Below are 14,180 nucleotides of genomic sequence, written 5' to 3' on the forward strand. Positions count from 1 at the left end.
CATGAAGCAGGAGTTGAGGGTGGCGGCCTACGCCGTGTGCGTCCGTGACGGGGAGGTCCTCCTCGCCCGCTGGGTGTCGAGCGACGGCAGGAAGAGGTGGACCCTGCCGGGCGGCGGCATGGACCACGGCGAGGAGCCGGTCGACGCCGTCGTCCGCGAGGTCGAGGAGGAGACCGGGTACGTCGCCGAACCCACCTCCCTCCTCGGCATCGACTCGATCCGCCGGAACTGGATTCGCCGCCTCGGCGCTCCCGGCGACTTCCAGGGCCTGCGGATCATCTACGAAGCACAGGTCACCGGGGGTGTCCTGCGGAACGAGACCGGCGGCTCGACCGACCTCGCCGCCTGGCACCCGCTCGACGCCGTCCCCGGCCTGCCGCGCGTCGAACTCGTCGACATCGGCCTCGACCTGTGGCGCGAGCGACCCCCCGTCGGCCGCTCCCGCCTCGCCCATCCGTCGAACGACTGACCCCTCCGCGGCGCCCTTCGGTGCCTCGCCGTCAAAGGGCTGAAAAGCGCTCAACCGTCACCGGCCCTCTCAACCGTCCGGCAGACCCCGCGGTCCTCCCCGCCGACCGCAGTACGCACAGCAGAGTTTCAGGGGAGCCCGCATGTCAGCCGTACGCACGACCCGCACCGTCCTCGCCGCCGCCCTGGTCGCGGGGCTCACCGCCACGGCGCTCGCCACCCCCGCCCTCGCCGCCGCGCCCGCCCCGGCGAAGACGTCGGCCAAGCCGCAGCGGGGCCACTCCGCCACCCAGCAGGCCCTCGACGCCGCCGTCGCCGCGGGCGTCCCCGGCGCCGTCGCCCAGGCCCGCGACGCGAAGGGCGCCTGGACCGGCACCGCCGGCGTCCGCAAGGGCGACGACCGCTACCGCGTCGGTTCCATCACCAAGACCTTCGTCGCCACCGTGCTCCTCCAGCTCCAGGCCGAGGGCCGCATCGACCTCGACGACCCGGTCGAGAAGTGGCTGCCCGGAGTCGTCCAGGGCAACGGCCACGACGGCCGCAAGATCACCGTCCGCCAGCTCCTCAACCACACCAGCGGCGTCTACAGCGTCACCTCCGACCCCGGCTTCCAGGAGAAGGTCTTCGGCCCCGGCTTCCTGGAGCACCGCTACGACCGCTGGACCCCGCGCCAGCTCGTCGACATCGCGATGACCCACGAGCCGGACTTCACCCCCGGCACCGCCTGGAACTACTCCAACACCAACTACGTCCTGGCCGGCATGGTGATCGAGAAGGTCACCGGCCGTCCGTACGGCAAGGCGGTCGAGAACCGCATCATCAAGCCGCTCAAGCTCCGCGCCACCAGCGTCCCCGGCACCGACGTGCGGATGCCGAAGCCGAGCTCACCCGCCTGGTCCAAGCTCTACCGCGACCCGAACGCGCAGGTCCACGACGTCAGCGAACTCAGCCCCACCCTCGCCTACGCGGCCGGCGAGATGATCTCCGACTCCAACGACCTGCAGACCTTCTACCGCGCGCTGCTCAAGGGCAAGCTGCTCCCGAAGGCCGAGCTGAAGGAGATGACCACCACCGTCCCGATCTCGCCCGATCTCCCCGAAGCGGGGTACGGACTCGGGCTCATGAAGCAGAAGCTGAGCTGTGGCAAGGAGATCTGGGGCCACGGCGGCGGCATCCACGGCTCCTCCTCCGACGCGCAGGTCACCCGCGACGGCCGCCACTCCCTCGCCCTGAACTTCAACGCCGACTGGACGGGCGACTCCCAGCCGGTCCTGGAGGCCGAGTTCTGCGGCGTCACCCCGAAGGGCTGATCCGGCCGGCCCTCCACCGGGTCAGCGCGGCAGGACGACGACGTACGCGCTGGGCTGCCGGTCCGGCGCGGCCATCAGGGCCGTACGGACCACGGTGGCCTGCTGGTCGAGGGCCTCGCGCAGCTTGCGCGGGGTCAGGTGGACGACCGTGATGCCGAGCCGCTCCAGGTGCTCGCGCTTGCGGGTGTACTCCGACCACAGCGCCTCGTCGTCCTGCCGCGGCGCCCGGGTGTCCAGTTCGACGGCGACCGCCTGGTCCGGCCAGTAGGCGTCCACCCCGCCGAGGTGCGGGCCGCCCGGCAGCCGCAGGTCCACGTTCCACAGCGGGTCCGGCAGCCCGAACTCCCGCACCATCTCGTACAGCCGCTCTTCGGAGAGCGAGCGCCCCTCCACGAGGAGCGTGTCCACCGCGTCCACCACGTGCGGCCGGGTCAGCAGCCGTGCCCGATTCAACTCCCGGACGATCGCCGCCGGTTCGCAGTGCCCGCCGCGGACCGCCTCCGTGAGCAGCCGGCGTACGGTCTCCGCGTCGTCAAGGCCCGCGACCGCGTCGGCGACGGCGCGGGCGGCCGGGGCGACGGGGAGACCGGTGAGCTCCACGGGCTCCGGGTGCTCGGCGGCGCGCACCACCCGCACCCAGCCGGTGGAGCGCAGCCGCCGGGTGCGCGGGACGAGCACGTCGATCCGGTCCAGGGCGGTGAGCGGGGGAGCGGAGGAGAAGCGGTGCAGGGTCAGCGCGGCGAGGCCGGTGATCATCGCCTCGGGGGCCTGCGGGGGCACGGACCCGCCCCGACGGGCGTACAGGAGCGCGGCGCCCAGCCGGTCCTCGCTGGTCGGCGGGCCGGGCTTGAGGAGGAAGACGCCGGGGAGCAGCTGCTGCCAGCCGCCACCGGGCCGGCAGCGCGCGGCGACCTCGCCGGCGGGGACGCCCTGGGACCTCAACTGTGCTGCGGATACGAGCCGTTGGGTGCGGCCGGTACGCGAGGCGAGGGGGAGGGGGCGGGGGGTGATGGGGGTGTTGTGGTTCATGCCGGGGGTCTTCCGCTTCCGAAGGCTCCCCTAACCTCTGTTACACGCTCGTCGACATTTAGGGACAAGCTCGCCCTAAAGTACGCACGTTCGAGTGCCGATGAGGGGCGCCCTCCAGAGCGCGCGGCACCTGTACCCGCACCCGCACGCCGACGGGGGCCGCGCGCCGAAGCGCACGGCCCCCGTCGGAGCGTCGGCCCTACGCGGCCAGGCGGTCGCAGGCCTGCGCGCGCAGCGCCCGCGCCAGGTCGTCCCGCGCCTCCAGGACGAGGCGGCGCAGCGCCGGCGCGGCCGACTCGTGCGCCGTCAGCCAGGCGTCCGCCGCGGCCAGCGTCTCGTCACTGTCCTGGAGTCCCGGGAAGAGACCCCTGACGACGTCCATGCCGATCTGGATCGACCGGTCGGCCCACAGCTGCTCGATCGCCGCGAAGTACTTCTCCGCGTACGGCGCGATCAGCTCGCGCTGCGAGGGCTGGACGAAGCCCGCGATCGTCGCCTCGACCAGCGCGTTCGACAGCGTGTCCGACTCGACGACCTGCGCCCAGGCCTGCGCCTTGACCGCGGCCGAGGGCCGCGAGGCGAGCAGCCGCACCTGGTGGCGCTTGCCCGTCGCCGTGTCGTCCCGGGACAGCTCCTCGGCGATCCGGTCCTCGTCCGCCCGGCCGTGCACGGCCAGCGGGGAGAGCAGCGCCCAGCGCAGCTCCTGGTCGACGTCGAGCCCGTCGATCTTCGCCGTGCCGTCGAGCAGCCCCTCCAGGAGCTGGAAGTCGGCGTCCGAACCGGCCGTGGCCGCGAAGAACCGCGCCCAGGTCAGCTGGTGCTCGCTGCCCGGCTCGGCCAGCCGCAGCTCGCGCAGCCCGCCCTCGGCGAGCAGCCGCCCGCCCTCCTCGCGCCACTCGGGCGCCGCGTAGAGCGTGACTGCCGACTTCGTCCAGGCGTGCACCATCTGGACCACGCCGATGTCCGTCTCGCGGCCCGCGAAGGCGAGCGCGACGGAGACGAAGTCCCGGGCGGGCATCAGCCCGTCACGGGTCAGGTTCCACAGCGCCGACCAGCACAGGGCGCGGGCCAGCGGGTCGGTGATGTCGCCGAGGTGTGCGCGCAGGGTGGCGAGCGAGCCCTCGTCGAAGCGGACCTTGCAGTAGGTCAGGTCGTCGTCGTTGACGAGCACCAGGTCGGGCTTCTCCTCGCCCGCAAGCTCCGCGACGACCGTCCGGGCGCCGGTGATGTCGGCCTCGGCGCGGGCGAAGCGCACGAGGTCGCCGTCGGCGGACAGTCGGTAGAGGCCGACCGCCGCGCGGTGCGGACGCGGCTCGCCGCCCTCCTGGACGACGGCGAGCTCGGTGATCCGGCCCTCCGCGTCGTAGGTGACGGCCGGCGTCAGCGTGTTCACGCCGGAGGTCTGGAGCCAGGACTTCGCCCAGGACGTCATGTCCCGGCCCGAGGTCTCCTCCAGGATCGAGAGGAGGTCGGCGAGGCGCGTGTTCCCGTAGGCGTGACGCTTGAAGTAGCGGCGCGCGCCCTCCAGGAAGGCGTCCCGGCCCGCGTACGCGACGAGCTGCTTCAGCACCGACGCGCCCTTGGCGTAGGTGATGCCGTCGAAGTTGAGCTTGGCGTCCTCCAGGTCACGGATGTCGGCCGTGATCGGGTGCGTGGACGGCAGCTGGTCGGCGCGGTAGGCCCAGGCCTTGCGGTTGTTGGCGAAGGTGACCCAGCTGTTGGTGAAGCGGGTCGCCTCGGCGTTCACGAAGGAGCCCATGAAGTCCGCGAAGGACTCCTTCAGCCACAGGTCGTCCCACCACACCATGGTGACGAGGTCGCCGAACCACATGTGCGCCATCTCGTGGAGGATGACGTTGGCCCGGCTCTCGTAGGCGGCCTGGGTGACCTTGCCCCGGTAGATGTACTCCTCGCGGAAGGTCACCATGCCCGGGTTCTCCATCGCGCCGAGGTTGTACTCGGGGACGAAGGCCTGGTCGTACTTCCCGAAGGGGTACGGGTAGTCGAAGTTGGCGTGGAAGAAGTCGAAGCCCTGCTTGGTGATCAGGAAGACGTCGTCCGCGTCGAAGTGCTTCGCGAGGCTCTTGCGGCACATCGCGCCGAGCGGGATCTCCAGCTCGGACCCGTCGGCGAGCGCACGCGTGTAGCTGTCCGTCACGTAGTGGTAGGGGCCGGCCACGACGCACGTGATGTAGGTGGAGATCGGCTTCGTCTCGGCGAACCGCCACACGCCCTCGGCGTCCCGCTCCCCGGCGCCGTTCGACCAGACCGTCCAGCCCTCGGGCGCGGTCACCGCGAAGCGGTACGGGGCCTTGAGGTCGGGCTGCTCGAAGTTGGCGTACACCCGGCGGGCGTCGGCCGGCTCGTACTGCGTGTAGAGGTAGACCTCGCCGTCCTCCGGGTCGACGAAGCGGTGCATGCCCTCGCCGGTCCGGCTGTAGGCGCACTGCGCGTCCACGACGAGCACGTTCTCGTCGGCGAGGCCGTCGATCGCGATCCGCGAGCCGTCGAAGACGACGGCCGGGTCCAGCGAGCGGCCGTTGAGGGTGACCGCGTTCACGGAAGGGGCGATCAGGTCGACGAACGTGCTCGTGCCCTCGCCGGTGCGGCGGAAGCGGATCGTCGTCTCCGAGCGGAAGGTGCGCACCGCCTCGGCGGAGTCGCCGACCGCCGAGCGCAGGTCGAGGACGACCTCGTACCCGTCGACGGACAGCAGCGCGGCCCGCTCGTGGGCCTCGTCGCGGGACAGATTCTCACCGGGCACGGTCACTCCTTCGTGGCACGTTCGAAACAGCACCGATCCTCCCATGTGCCACTGTCGCGCGGCACACGGGAATGCCCGTGACGGCCCGTGGTGTTTGCTCCTTTCGGCGCACCACCGTCAACACGTCCGTACCGAGGAGTGACATGTCCGAGAGCAGGACCACCGCAGACTTCTACTTCGACCCGCTGTGCCCGTGGGCCTGGATGACCTCCCGCTGGATGCTGGAGGTGGAGCAGGTCCGCCCGGTCGACGTGCGCTGGAAGGTCATGAGCCTGGCCGTGCTCAACGAGAACCGGCTCGACGAGGTCCCGGCCGAGTACCGCGAGATGCTGGAGACCAAGGCCTGGGGCCCTGTCCGTGTGGTCATCGCCGCCCAGCAGCTGCACGGCGACGAGGTCGTCGGCAAGCTCTACACGGCGCTCGGCACCCGCTTCCACAACAACGGCGAGGGCCCGACCCGCGAGGCGATCGTCGGCGCGCTGACGGACGTCGGCCTGCCCGAGGACCTGGTGGAGTACGCCGACAAGGACACGTACGACACCGAGCTGCGCGCCTCCCACCACGAGGGCATAGGCAAGGTCGGCCAGGACGTCGGCACCCCCGTCATCGCGGTGCCGGGCCCGACGGGCGACGAGGTCGCCTTCTTCGGCCCCGTCGTCACCCCGACCCCGCGCGGCGACGCGGCGGCCCGGCTCTGGGACGGCACGCTGCTCGTGGCGTCGACGCCGGGCTTCTACGAGATCAAGCGCACCCGGACGGCGGGCCCCAGCTTCGAGTAGGCGGCGCCGCAGGCACAGAAGAACCCCCGTGATTCACGTCATCACGGGGGTTCTTCCTCTTTACGTCCGCAGGTGAAGGTTGAGAAGACGATCACGAGCAGGACGGCGGGGGGCCCTTTCGGGCGCGGATCAGAAGGAGATCAGCGGGACCGAGGCCTTGGCCGCCTGGTAGCGCTTGTTCACGTCCTGCCAGTTGACGACCTGCCACATGGCCTCGATGAAGTCGACCTTCTGGTTCTTGTACTGCAGGTAGAAGGCGTGCTCCCAGGCGTCGAAGACGAGGACCGGGACCGAACCCACGCCGACGTTGCCCTGGTGGTCGTAGACCTGCTCGACGACGAGGCGGCCGCTGACCGGCTCGTAGGCGAGGACGCCCCAGCCGGAGCCCTGGGTCGTCGCGGAGGCCTTCGTCAGCTGCGCCTTGAACTTGGCGAAGGAGCCGAAGGACTCGGTGATCGCGTCCGCGAGCTCACCGACGCCGTCGGCGGCCAGCGGCTCGCCGCCGCCACCGTCCTTCGGGCTGTTCATGTTGTTCCAGTAGATGGAGTGGAGGATGTGGCCGGAGAGGTGGAAGGCCAGGTTCTTCTCCAGGCCGTTGATCGCGCCCCACTGGTCCTTGTCGCGCGCCTCCTCCAGCTGCTCCAGGGTGTCGTTCGCTCCCTTGACGTACGCGGCGTGGTGCTTGTCGTGGTGCAGCTCGATGATCTGCGGATTGATCACCGGCTCCAGCGCCGCGTAGTCGTACGGCAGCTCCGGAAGTGTGTAGATCGCCATGTGCCCGGCCCCTTCGACTGACCTCTTATTGCAACCCGTATGCAAGTGCAGGCTAACAGTAGGTGCGGTCCATGTTGATCAGCCCTTCGCCCTAGGTCCCGGGGTCCGGACATGGCGAAACCCCCGAACCGGGCGGTGGTTCGGGGGTTTTGCGGGGGAGTCGGCGTTTCTCGGCGGATCCGGCAGGGAGATCAGGCCGTACGGTCCGCTGCCGCCGTCCGGGCGGACTTCTGACGTACGAAGCCGACGGCGGCGAGCAGCAGGGTCAGCCCGCCCGTCCAGTACAGCTGCACGCGCGTGCCCTCCTCGCGGGCCATCAGGAAGAAGATCGCCGCCATGCCGGCCAGTGCCACCCAGGTCAGCACCGGGAACGCCCACATCCGCACGACCAGCTTCTCGGGCGCCTCGCGCTCGGTGCGGCGGCGCAGCACCAGCTGCGAGGCGGCGATGAAGAACCAGACGACGAGGATGATCGCGCCGATGGTGTTGAGGAGCCAGATGAAGATGTCGTCCGGCCGCCAGTAGCTCAGCAGCACACAGCCGAAGCCGAAGACGGAGGAGACGAGGACCGCCGGGCGCGGGACGCCGCCGGAGAGCTTGCCGAGCGCCTTCGGACCCTGGCCGCGCGCGACGAGCGAGCCGGCCATGCGGGAGGCGCCGTAGATGTTGGCGTTCATCGCGGAGAGCAGGGCGACGAGCACGACCACGTTCATGATCTGGCCGGCGGCCGGGATGCCCAGGTGGTCGAGGGCGGCGACGTACGGGCCCTTCTCGACGACCGCCTTGTCGTCCCAGGGGACGAGGGTGACGATGACCGCCATCGAGCCGATGTAGAAGAGCGCGATCCGCCACATCGCCGTACGGACCGCCTTCGCGACGCCCTGCACGGGGTGCTCGGACTCGGCGGCCGCGATGGTGACGGTCTCCAGGCCTCCGTAAGCGAAGACGGAGGCGAGCAGGCCGACGATCAGACCCTCGGAGCCGTGCGGGAAGAAGCCGCCGTCACCCGTGAGGTTCGCGGCGCCGGGGGCGTCCGTGCCGGGCAGGAGGCCGGTGATGGCGAGCACGCCGATGCCGAGGAAGAGGACGATCGCGCCGACCTTGAGGGCGGCGAACCAGAACTCGAACTCGCCGAAGTTCTTCACGGCCGCCAGGTTGGTGACGGTGAAGACCACCATGAAGAGCGCAACCCAGGCCCACTCGGGGCTGCCGGGGAACCAGCCGGTCATGATCTTCGCCGCGCCGATGCCCTCCAGGCCGACGGCGACGCAGAGCAGGAACCAGAAGGCCCAGCCCGAGGTGAAGCCGGCCCAGGAGCCGAAGGCCCGCTCGGCGTGGACGGAGAAGGAGCCGGAGGCCGGGTTCGCCGCCGACATCTCGCCGAGCATGCGCATCACGAGCATGACGAGGATGCCCGATATGGCGTAGGCGATGACGATCGAGGGGCCGGCGGCGGCGATGCCGGCGCCGGAGCCGACGAAGAGTCCGGCGCCGATGACGCCACCGAGGGCGATCATCGAGAGGTGGCGCTGCTTCAGGCCGTGCGTGAGGCCCTCGGCGGGTGCGGTCGCGCCGTCCTTGCGGTCGGCCGGCGCGGGCGCGGTGGTCCGAGACATGGGCGAGCCCTGTTCACTAGCTGAGACGGGGAGGGGAGCCCACAGTCTGGGTGGCCGCACCGCTCAGAAGGAACCGGTATCCGCTATACGGTCACGACTTTCACACAAAGTGAAGAATCATGCCCGCTTCGTGCGCAGCTCGCGCACCCACGCCACCAGCAGCACCGCCCCCGTCGCCGCCCCCGACCACAGCACCTGCGGACGCGCCGCCTCGTCCGTCAGCATCAGCACGAGCACCGCCGTCATCGCGGCGAGCGCCACCCAGGTCAGCCACGGGAAGCCCCACATCCGCAGCGTCAGCGTCTCCGGCGCCTCGCGCTCGATCCGCCGCCGCAGCCTCAGCTGCGACACCGCGATCAGCGCCCAGACGAAGAGCAGCACCGCGCCGACCGCGTTGAGCATGTAGAGGAAGACCGAGTCCGGCCACTTCAGATTGAGGAGTACGGAGACGAAGCCGAAGGCCACCGAGGCGAGCACCGCCCGGCGCGGCACCCCTCCGCCCGAGACCCGGAGCAGCCCCTTCGGCGCCTCGCCGCGCTCCGCCAGCGAGAAGACCATCCGGGAGGACCCGTACAGATTGGCGTTGAGCGCCGAGAGCAGCGCCACGAACACCACCACGTTCATGATCTGCCCCGCCGCCGGCACCCCGATCGAGTCGAGCACCGCCACGTACGGCGACTGTCCCGGCATCATCGACGTCCACGGCAGCAGCGTCACGATGACCAGCATCGAGCCCACGTAGAAGAGGAGGATCCGCCACACCGCGCTGCGCACCGCCCGCGCCACGTTCCGCGCCGGGTCGGCCGACTCGGCCGCCGCGATGGTGACGACCTCCAGGCCGCCGAAGGCGAAGATCACGGCGAGGACCCCGGAGACCACGCCCTCCCAGCCGTTCGGCAGAAAGCCGCCCTGCCCGGTCAGATTGGCCGTCCCCACGGGGTCCGTGTCGGGCAGCCAACCGAAGATCGCCAGCGTGCCCAGGATCAGGAACAGCACGATCGCGCCGACCTTCAGCGCGGCGAACCAGAACTCGAACTCGCCGAAGTTCTTCACCGCCGCCAGGTTGGCCAGGGTGAAGACGACCATGAAGATCAGCACCCAGGTCCACTGCGGGACCCCCGGCGCCCAGCCGTTCGCGATCCGCGCCGCGCCCGTCGCCTCCACGGCGAGGACGACGACCAGCAGGAACCAGTACAGCCAGCCCACCGAGAAGCCCGCCCAGCGGCCCAGCGCCCGCTCGGCGTGGACCGAGAACGCCCCGGAGGCGGGCATCGCCGCCGACATCTCGCCCAGCATCCGCATGACGAGCATCGCGAGCGCGCCCGCGATCAGGTACGAGACCACGATGCCGGGACCGGCGACCGCGATGCCCGCGCCCGAACCCACGAAGAGCCCGGCGCCGATCACCCCGCCGAGCCCCAGCATCGTCAGGTGACGCTGCTTCAGGCCGTGGGAGAGGGGCTCCGGTTCGGGAGTGAGGGAGTCGTGCATGTGGGGGCTCGTGCTCTCTGGCGGTTTATGGAGACTCCACAGTCTCTCCAGTGAACGCCCCGTGGCGCAAAAGGGACCTCCATGGGCGAGATCCCACGTGACAAGCGTCACGTGGCGAAGCGCGCGATCGACGGTCTTTGTTCGATCTCCACGAAATGCTCGACCGCTGCTTTGTGGGCGGCTGACGGTGATCGGCCGCTCACTCCTGGCATACCGTCAACCTGTCCCTCCCGCCCTCACCCCCCGCGGAGTACCGATGAGCACCGCCGCCGCCCCCGCCCGTTCCCTCCGTGCGGGCACCGTCCTCGCCGACCTGCTCCCTGCGAGCCGCGCCCGCGACATCGCCCTGGTCGTCGGTGGCGCCGCCCTCACCGGCCTCGCCGCGCAGATCTCCGTCCCGGTCCCCGGCTCCCCGGTTCCGGTCTCCGGCCAGACCTTCGCCGCGCTGCTCGTCGGCACCGCGCTCGGCGCCCGCCGCGGCTTCCTGGCCCTCGCCACGTACGCCGTGGCCGGCATGGCGGGCGTGCCGTGGTTCGCGCAGGCCACCTCCGGCTACGGCATGCCGTCCTTCGGCTACATCCTCGGCATGCTCCTCGCCGCGACCGTCGTCGGCGCCCTCGCCCGCCGCGGCGCCGACCGCTCGGTGCTCCGCACGGCCGGCGCGATGGCCCTCGGTTCCGCGATCATCTACGCGGTCGGCGTGCCCTACCTGGCGCTCGCCACCGGCATGACCTTCGGTCAGGCCGTCGCCGCCGGGCTGACCCCCTTCCTCATCGGCGACGCCCTCAAGGCCGCCCTCGCCATGGGCGCCCTGCCGGCCGCCTGGAAGCTCGTCGGCCGCAAGGGCTGAGCCCCGCCGACACACGAGAGGGCCCGTCGTTCCCGGGGGAACGACGGGCCCTCTTCGCGTACGGACCTACGGGGTCACACGCGGTCGAGCTGCGGCTCGGACTCGGCGGAGCCCTTCCCGAGCTTCTGCCGGACCAGCGAGATCGCGATCACGAGCGCGGCCACGAGCAGCGAGAGCACGACCTGCTCACGGGCGCTGCCGCCGTCGTAGAGCATGTAGCCGAGGACGAAGACGATCATGCCGATCGTCGCCCAGGTCAGGTACGGGAAGAGCCACATCTTCACGACGAGCTTCTCCGGCGTCTCGCGCTGGATGATGCCGCGCATCTTCAGCTGGGTCACGCAGATGACCAGCCAGACGAAGAGCGCCACGGCGCCGGAGGAGTTCAGCAGGAAGGCGAAGACGGTGTCCGGCCACTTGTAGTTGAAGAAGACCGCGACGAAGCCGAAGACGACCGAGCCGAGGATCGCGGCCGTCGGCACGCCCCGCTTGTTGACCTTGGCGAAGGCCTTGGGCGCGTCGCCGCGCTGGCCGAGCGAGAACGCCATGCGGGAAGCGGTGTAGAGACCCGAGTTCAGGCAGGACAGGACGGCCGTCAGGACGATCACGTTCATGATCTGGCCGGCGTTCGCGATGCCGATGGAGTCGAGGGCGGCGACGTACGAGCCCTTCTCGACGATCGACTTGTCGTTCCACGGCAGCAGGGTGAGGACGATGAAGATCGAGCCCAGGTAGAAGACGCCGATCCGCCAGATCACGCTGTTGGTGGCCTTGGTGACCGCCTTCTGCGGGTCCTCGGACTCACCGGCGGCCAGGGTGACGATCTCGCTGCCCATGAAGGAGAAGACGACCATCAGCACACCGGTGAGGACCGCTCCCGCACCCATCGGGAAGAAGCCCCCGCTGTCGGTGAGGTGCGCGAATCCCTCGCCCGGGTTGTCCGAGCCCGGCAGCACGCCGAAGACCGCGAGCATGCCGATGACGACGAAGGCGCCGATGGCCACGACCTTGATGCCCGCGAACCAGAACTCGAACTCGCCGTACGAGGCGACGGAGCCGAGGTTGGTGGCGGTGAGGACCACCATCACGATGAGCGCCCAGCCCCACTGCGGAACGGCCGGGATCCAGCCCTCCAGGATCTTGGCGCCGGCGGTCGCCTCGACGGCGAGGACGACGACCCAGAAGAACCAGTACAGCCAGCCGATGCTGAAGCCGGCCCAGCGGCCGAGGGCCCGGTCCGCGTAGGCGGAGAACGAACCGGAGGACGGGCGGGCGGCGGCCATCTCGCCGAGCATCCGCATCACGAAGACGACCATGGCGCCGACGAGGAAGTACGACAGCAGGATCGCGGGGCCGGCCGCGGCGATGCCGGAGCCGGAGCCGACGAAGAGGCCGGCACCGATGACACCACCGATGGCGATCATCGAGAGGTGACGGTTCTTGAGACCGGCCTTGAGGCCGTCGGAGGAGTGCGGTGCCCCGGGGGTGCCGGTCTCCTCGCCGTCCTTCGTCAGGGTCGGTTGCGTGTTCATGAACGCTTCCTTGCGTGTGGGGGGCGCTCGGGTCGCGAGCCTGAGCATTGAACACTGTGAACAGGTGTGATCGGAAGACCTCATTCCGGATAGTTGTGTGGACCACTCCGCGAGAGGCGAAGGTCCATACCAGGCCGGGTGAACGTCCCGACCCCGCTGACCGTTACCCGGCCCCGGACATGCCACACTCGGCACCATGCGCGTCTACCTCGGTTCCGACCACGCCGGCTACGAACTCAAGAACCACCTCGTCGAGTGGCTCAAGGCTCACGGCCACGAGCCCGTCGACTGCGGTCCCCACATCTACGACGCCCTCGACGACTACCCGCCGTTCTGCCTGCGCGCCGCCGAGAAGACGGCCGCGGACCCGGACAGCCTCGGCGTCGTCATCGGCGGCTCCGGCAACGGCGAGCAGATCGCCGCGAACAAGGTGAAGGGGGTGCGAGCCGCCCTCGCCTGGAGCGAGCAGACCGCCGCCCTCGGCCGCGAGCACAACAACGCCAACGTGATCTCCGTCGGCGGCCGCATGCACACCCAGGAAGAGGCGACGAAGTTCGTCGAGATCTTCCTCAGCACCCCCTACTCGGGTGACGAGCGCCACACCCGCCGGATCGACATGCTCAGCGCGTACGAGACCACCGGCGAACTCCCCGCGATCCCGGCCCACCACCCGCAGGAGCCCACGGCCTGATGCCCGAAGGGCACACCATCCACCGGCTGGCCGCCGACCACCGCGAGCGGTTCGGCGGCCGGCCCGTGCGCGTCTCCAGCCCCCAGGGCAAGTTCGCCGACTCGGCGGCCCTGCTCGACGGGAGCGTCCTGGAGACCACCGAGGCCCACGGCAAGCACCTCTTCCTGGGCTTCCCGGGCGAGGAGTGGATCCACATCCACCTCGGGCTCTTCGGCAAGGTGGCCTTCGGCGACGCCCCGGCGCCGCCGCCCACCGACACCGTGCGACTGCGCCTCGTGAACCCCGAGGGGTACGTCGACCTCCGCGGCCCCACGACCTGCGCGCTCGTCACCGACGCGGAGAAGCGGGCGATACACGACCGCCTCGGCCCCGACCCGCTGCGCGCCGCCGACGACCCGGACAAGGCCTGGCGCCGCATCTCGAAGTCCCGCACGACGATCGCCGCCCTGCTCATGGACCAGAAGGTCATCGCGGGCGTCGGCAACGTCTACCGGGCCGAGGTCCTCTTCCGGCACGGCATCGACCCGTACCGCACCGGCAAGGACCTCGCGCGCCGGGAATGGGACGCGATCTGGTCGGACCTCGCCGCGCTCATGCGCGAGGGCGTCCGCCTCAACCGCATCGACACGGTCCGCCCCGAGCACACGCCCGAGGCGATGGGCCGCCCGCCGCGCGTCGACGACCACGGCGGCGAGGTGTACGTCTACCGCAGGACCCACCAGCCCTGCCTCGTCTGCGGCGACGAGATCCGTACCGCCGGCCTCGCCGCCCGCAACCTCTTCTGGTGCCCCGGCTGCCAGACCCGCTAGAGGGGCCGGGCCACCTGAAGGGGCGACCCACTAATGGGGCGACCCGCCAAAGGGGCGACCCGCCAAA

At 70.6% G+C, this 14,180-nt stretch carries 12 protein-coding genes; 6 read left to right on the forward strand and 6 right to left on the reverse strand.

The window, feature by feature from the left end; translation table 11 throughout:
* Position 1: 1 nt before the first annotated feature.
* Together IE124_RS01700 and IE124_RS01705 are read left to right on the forward strand one after the other, a co-directional pair.
* Positions 2-469: an NUDIX hydrolase gene (locus tag IE124_RS01700; RefSeq protein ID WP_189504017.1), complete on the forward strand. Its 468-nt coding sequence runs from the start codon at positions 2-4 to the stop codon at positions 467-469.
* Between the two features lie 142 nt (positions 470-611).
* Positions 612-1,778, forward strand: a complete 1,167-nt coding sequence (locus tag IE124_RS01705) for a serine hydrolase domain-containing protein (protein WP_189504019.1) — start codon at positions 612-614, stop codon at positions 1,776-1,778.
* A 21-nt stretch (positions 1,779-1,799) separates the two neighbouring features.
* Here the strand turns inward: IE124_RS01705 and IE124_RS01710 are convergent, their stop codons facing one another.
* Together IE124_RS01710 and pepN are read right to left on the reverse strand one after the other, a co-directional pair.
* Complete coding sequence (locus IE124_RS01710; RefSeq protein WP_189504021.1) at positions 1,800-2,807, reverse strand: hypothetical protein; 1,008 nt, start codon at positions 2,805-2,807, stop codon at positions 1,800-1,802.
* A gap of 199 nt (positions 2,808-3,006) precedes the next feature.
* The gene (pepN, locus tag IE124_RS01715) at positions 3,007-5,571 is read right to left on the reverse strand and encodes an aminopeptidase N (RefSeq protein WP_189504023.1); all 2,565 of its coding nucleotides are present in this window, start codon (positions 5,569-5,571) and stop codon (positions 3,007-3,009) included.
* Between the two features lie 143 nt (positions 5,572-5,714).
* Here pepN and IE124_RS01720 point away from each other — a divergent pair, with 143 nt between their 5' ends.
* Positions 5,715-6,350: a mycothiol-dependent nitroreductase Rv2466c family protein gene (locus IE124_RS01720; protein WP_189504026.1), complete on the forward strand. Its 636-nt coding sequence runs from the start codon at positions 5,715-5,717 to the stop codon at positions 6,348-6,350.
* 129 nt (positions 6,351-6,479) lie between these two features.
* Here the strand turns inward: IE124_RS01720 and IE124_RS01725 are convergent, their stop codons facing one another.
* The 3 genes from IE124_RS01725 to IE124_RS01735 form a co-directional block, all read right to left on the reverse strand.
* The gene (locus IE124_RS01725) at positions 6,480-7,124 is read right to left on the reverse strand and encodes a superoxide dismutase (protein WP_189504029.1); all 645 of its coding nucleotides are present in this window, start codon (positions 7,122-7,124) and stop codon (positions 6,480-6,482) included.
* A 191-nt stretch (positions 7,125-7,315) separates the two neighbouring features.
* Positions 7,316-8,740 carry an amino acid permease gene (locus IE124_RS01730; RefSeq protein ID WP_189504031.1) on the reverse strand — a complete coding sequence of 475 codons (1,425 nt, stop codon included), beginning with the start codon at positions 8,738-8,740 and terminating at the stop codon, positions 7,316-7,318.
* Between the two features lie 117 nt (positions 8,741-8,857).
* Positions 8,858-10,231 carry an amino acid permease gene (locus tag IE124_RS01735; protein WP_189504033.1) on the reverse strand — a complete coding sequence of 458 codons (1,374 nt, stop codon included), beginning with the start codon at positions 10,229-10,231 and terminating at the stop codon, positions 8,858-8,860.
* A 256-nt stretch (positions 10,232-10,487) separates the two neighbouring features.
* On the opposite strand from IE124_RS01735, the gene IE124_RS01740 reads away from it, so the two are divergent.
* Positions 10,488-11,081 (forward strand): biotin transporter BioY, encoded by a 594-nt coding sequence (locus IE124_RS01740; RefSeq protein ID WP_189504036.1) that lies wholly within the window; start codon positions 10,488-10,490, stop codon positions 11,079-11,081.
* 74 nt (positions 11,082-11,155) lie between these two features.
* Here the strand turns inward: IE124_RS01740 and IE124_RS01745 are convergent, their stop codons facing one another.
* Positions 11,156-12,613, reverse strand: a complete 1,458-nt coding sequence (locus IE124_RS01745; protein WP_189504038.1) for an amino acid permease — start codon at positions 12,611-12,613, stop codon at positions 11,156-11,158.
* A 196-nt stretch (positions 12,614-12,809) separates the two neighbouring features.
* Here IE124_RS01745 and IE124_RS01750 point away from each other — a divergent pair, with 196 nt between their 5' ends.
* Positions 12,810-13,304, forward strand: coding sequence for a ribose-5-phosphate isomerase (locus IE124_RS01750; RefSeq protein ID WP_189504041.1), 495 nt, complete (start codon positions 12,810-12,812; stop codon positions 13,302-13,304).
* Positions 13,304-14,113, forward strand: a complete 810-nt coding sequence (locus IE124_RS01755; RefSeq protein WP_189504043.1) for an Fpg/Nei family DNA glycosylase — start codon at positions 13,304-13,306, stop codon at positions 14,111-14,113. Before IE124_RS01750 ends, IE124_RS01755 begins: the two co-directional genes overlap by 1 nt.
* Positions 14,114-14,180 lie beyond the last annotated feature (67 nt).

The sequence above is a fragment of the Streptomyces narbonensis genome (assembly GCF_014649015.1).
Lineage (GTDB): Bacteria > Actinomycetota > Actinomycetes > Streptomycetales > Streptomycetaceae > Streptomyces > Streptomyces narbonensis.

What these genes read in the sequence shown, in the direction of transcription:
- IE124_RS01705 (WP_189504019.1), top strand. Translation starts at nt 612, where the DNA reads ATGTCAGCCGTACGCACGACCCGCACCGTCCTCGCCGCCGCCCTGGTC.
- IE124_RS01700 (WP_189504017.1), top strand. Translation starts at nt 2, where the DNA reads ATGAAGCAGGAGTTGAGGGTGGCGGCCTACGCCGTGTGCGTCCGTGAC.
- IE124_RS01720 (WP_189504026.1), top strand. Translation starts at nt 5,715, where the DNA reads ATGTCCGAGAGCAGGACCACCGCAGACTTCTACTTCGACCCGCTGTGC.
- IE124_RS01740 (WP_189504036.1), top strand. Translation starts at nt 10,488, where the DNA reads ATGAGCACCGCCGCCGCCCCCGCCCGTTCCCTCCGTGCGGGCACCGTC.
- IE124_RS01730 (WP_189504031.1), bottom strand. Translation starts at nt 8,740, where the DNA reads ATGTCTCGGACCACCGCGCCCGCGCCGGCCGACCGCAAGGACGGCGCG.
- IE124_RS01710 (WP_189504021.1), bottom strand. Translation starts at nt 2,807, where the DNA reads ATGAACCACAACACCCCCATCACCCCCCGCCCCCTCCCCCTCGCCTCG.
- IE124_RS01735 (WP_189504033.1), bottom strand. Translation starts at nt 10,231, where the DNA reads ATGCACGACTCCCTCACTCCCGAACCGGAGCCCCTCTCCCACGGCCTG.
- IE124_RS01745 (WP_189504038.1), bottom strand. Translation starts at nt 12,613, where the DNA reads ATGAACACGCAACCGACCCTGACGAAGGACGGCGAGGAGACCGGCACC.
- IE124_RS01750 (WP_189504041.1), top strand. Translation starts at nt 12,810, where the DNA reads ATGCGCGTCTACCTCGGTTCCGACCACGCCGGCTACGAACTCAAGAAC.
- IE124_RS01725 (WP_189504029.1), bottom strand. Translation starts at nt 7,124, where the DNA reads ATGGCGATCTACACACTTCCGGAGCTGCCGTACGACTACGCGGCGCTG.
- IE124_RS01755 (WP_189504043.1), top strand. Translation starts at nt 13,304, where the DNA reads ATGCCCGAAGGGCACACCATCCACCGGCTGGCCGCCGACCACCGCGAG.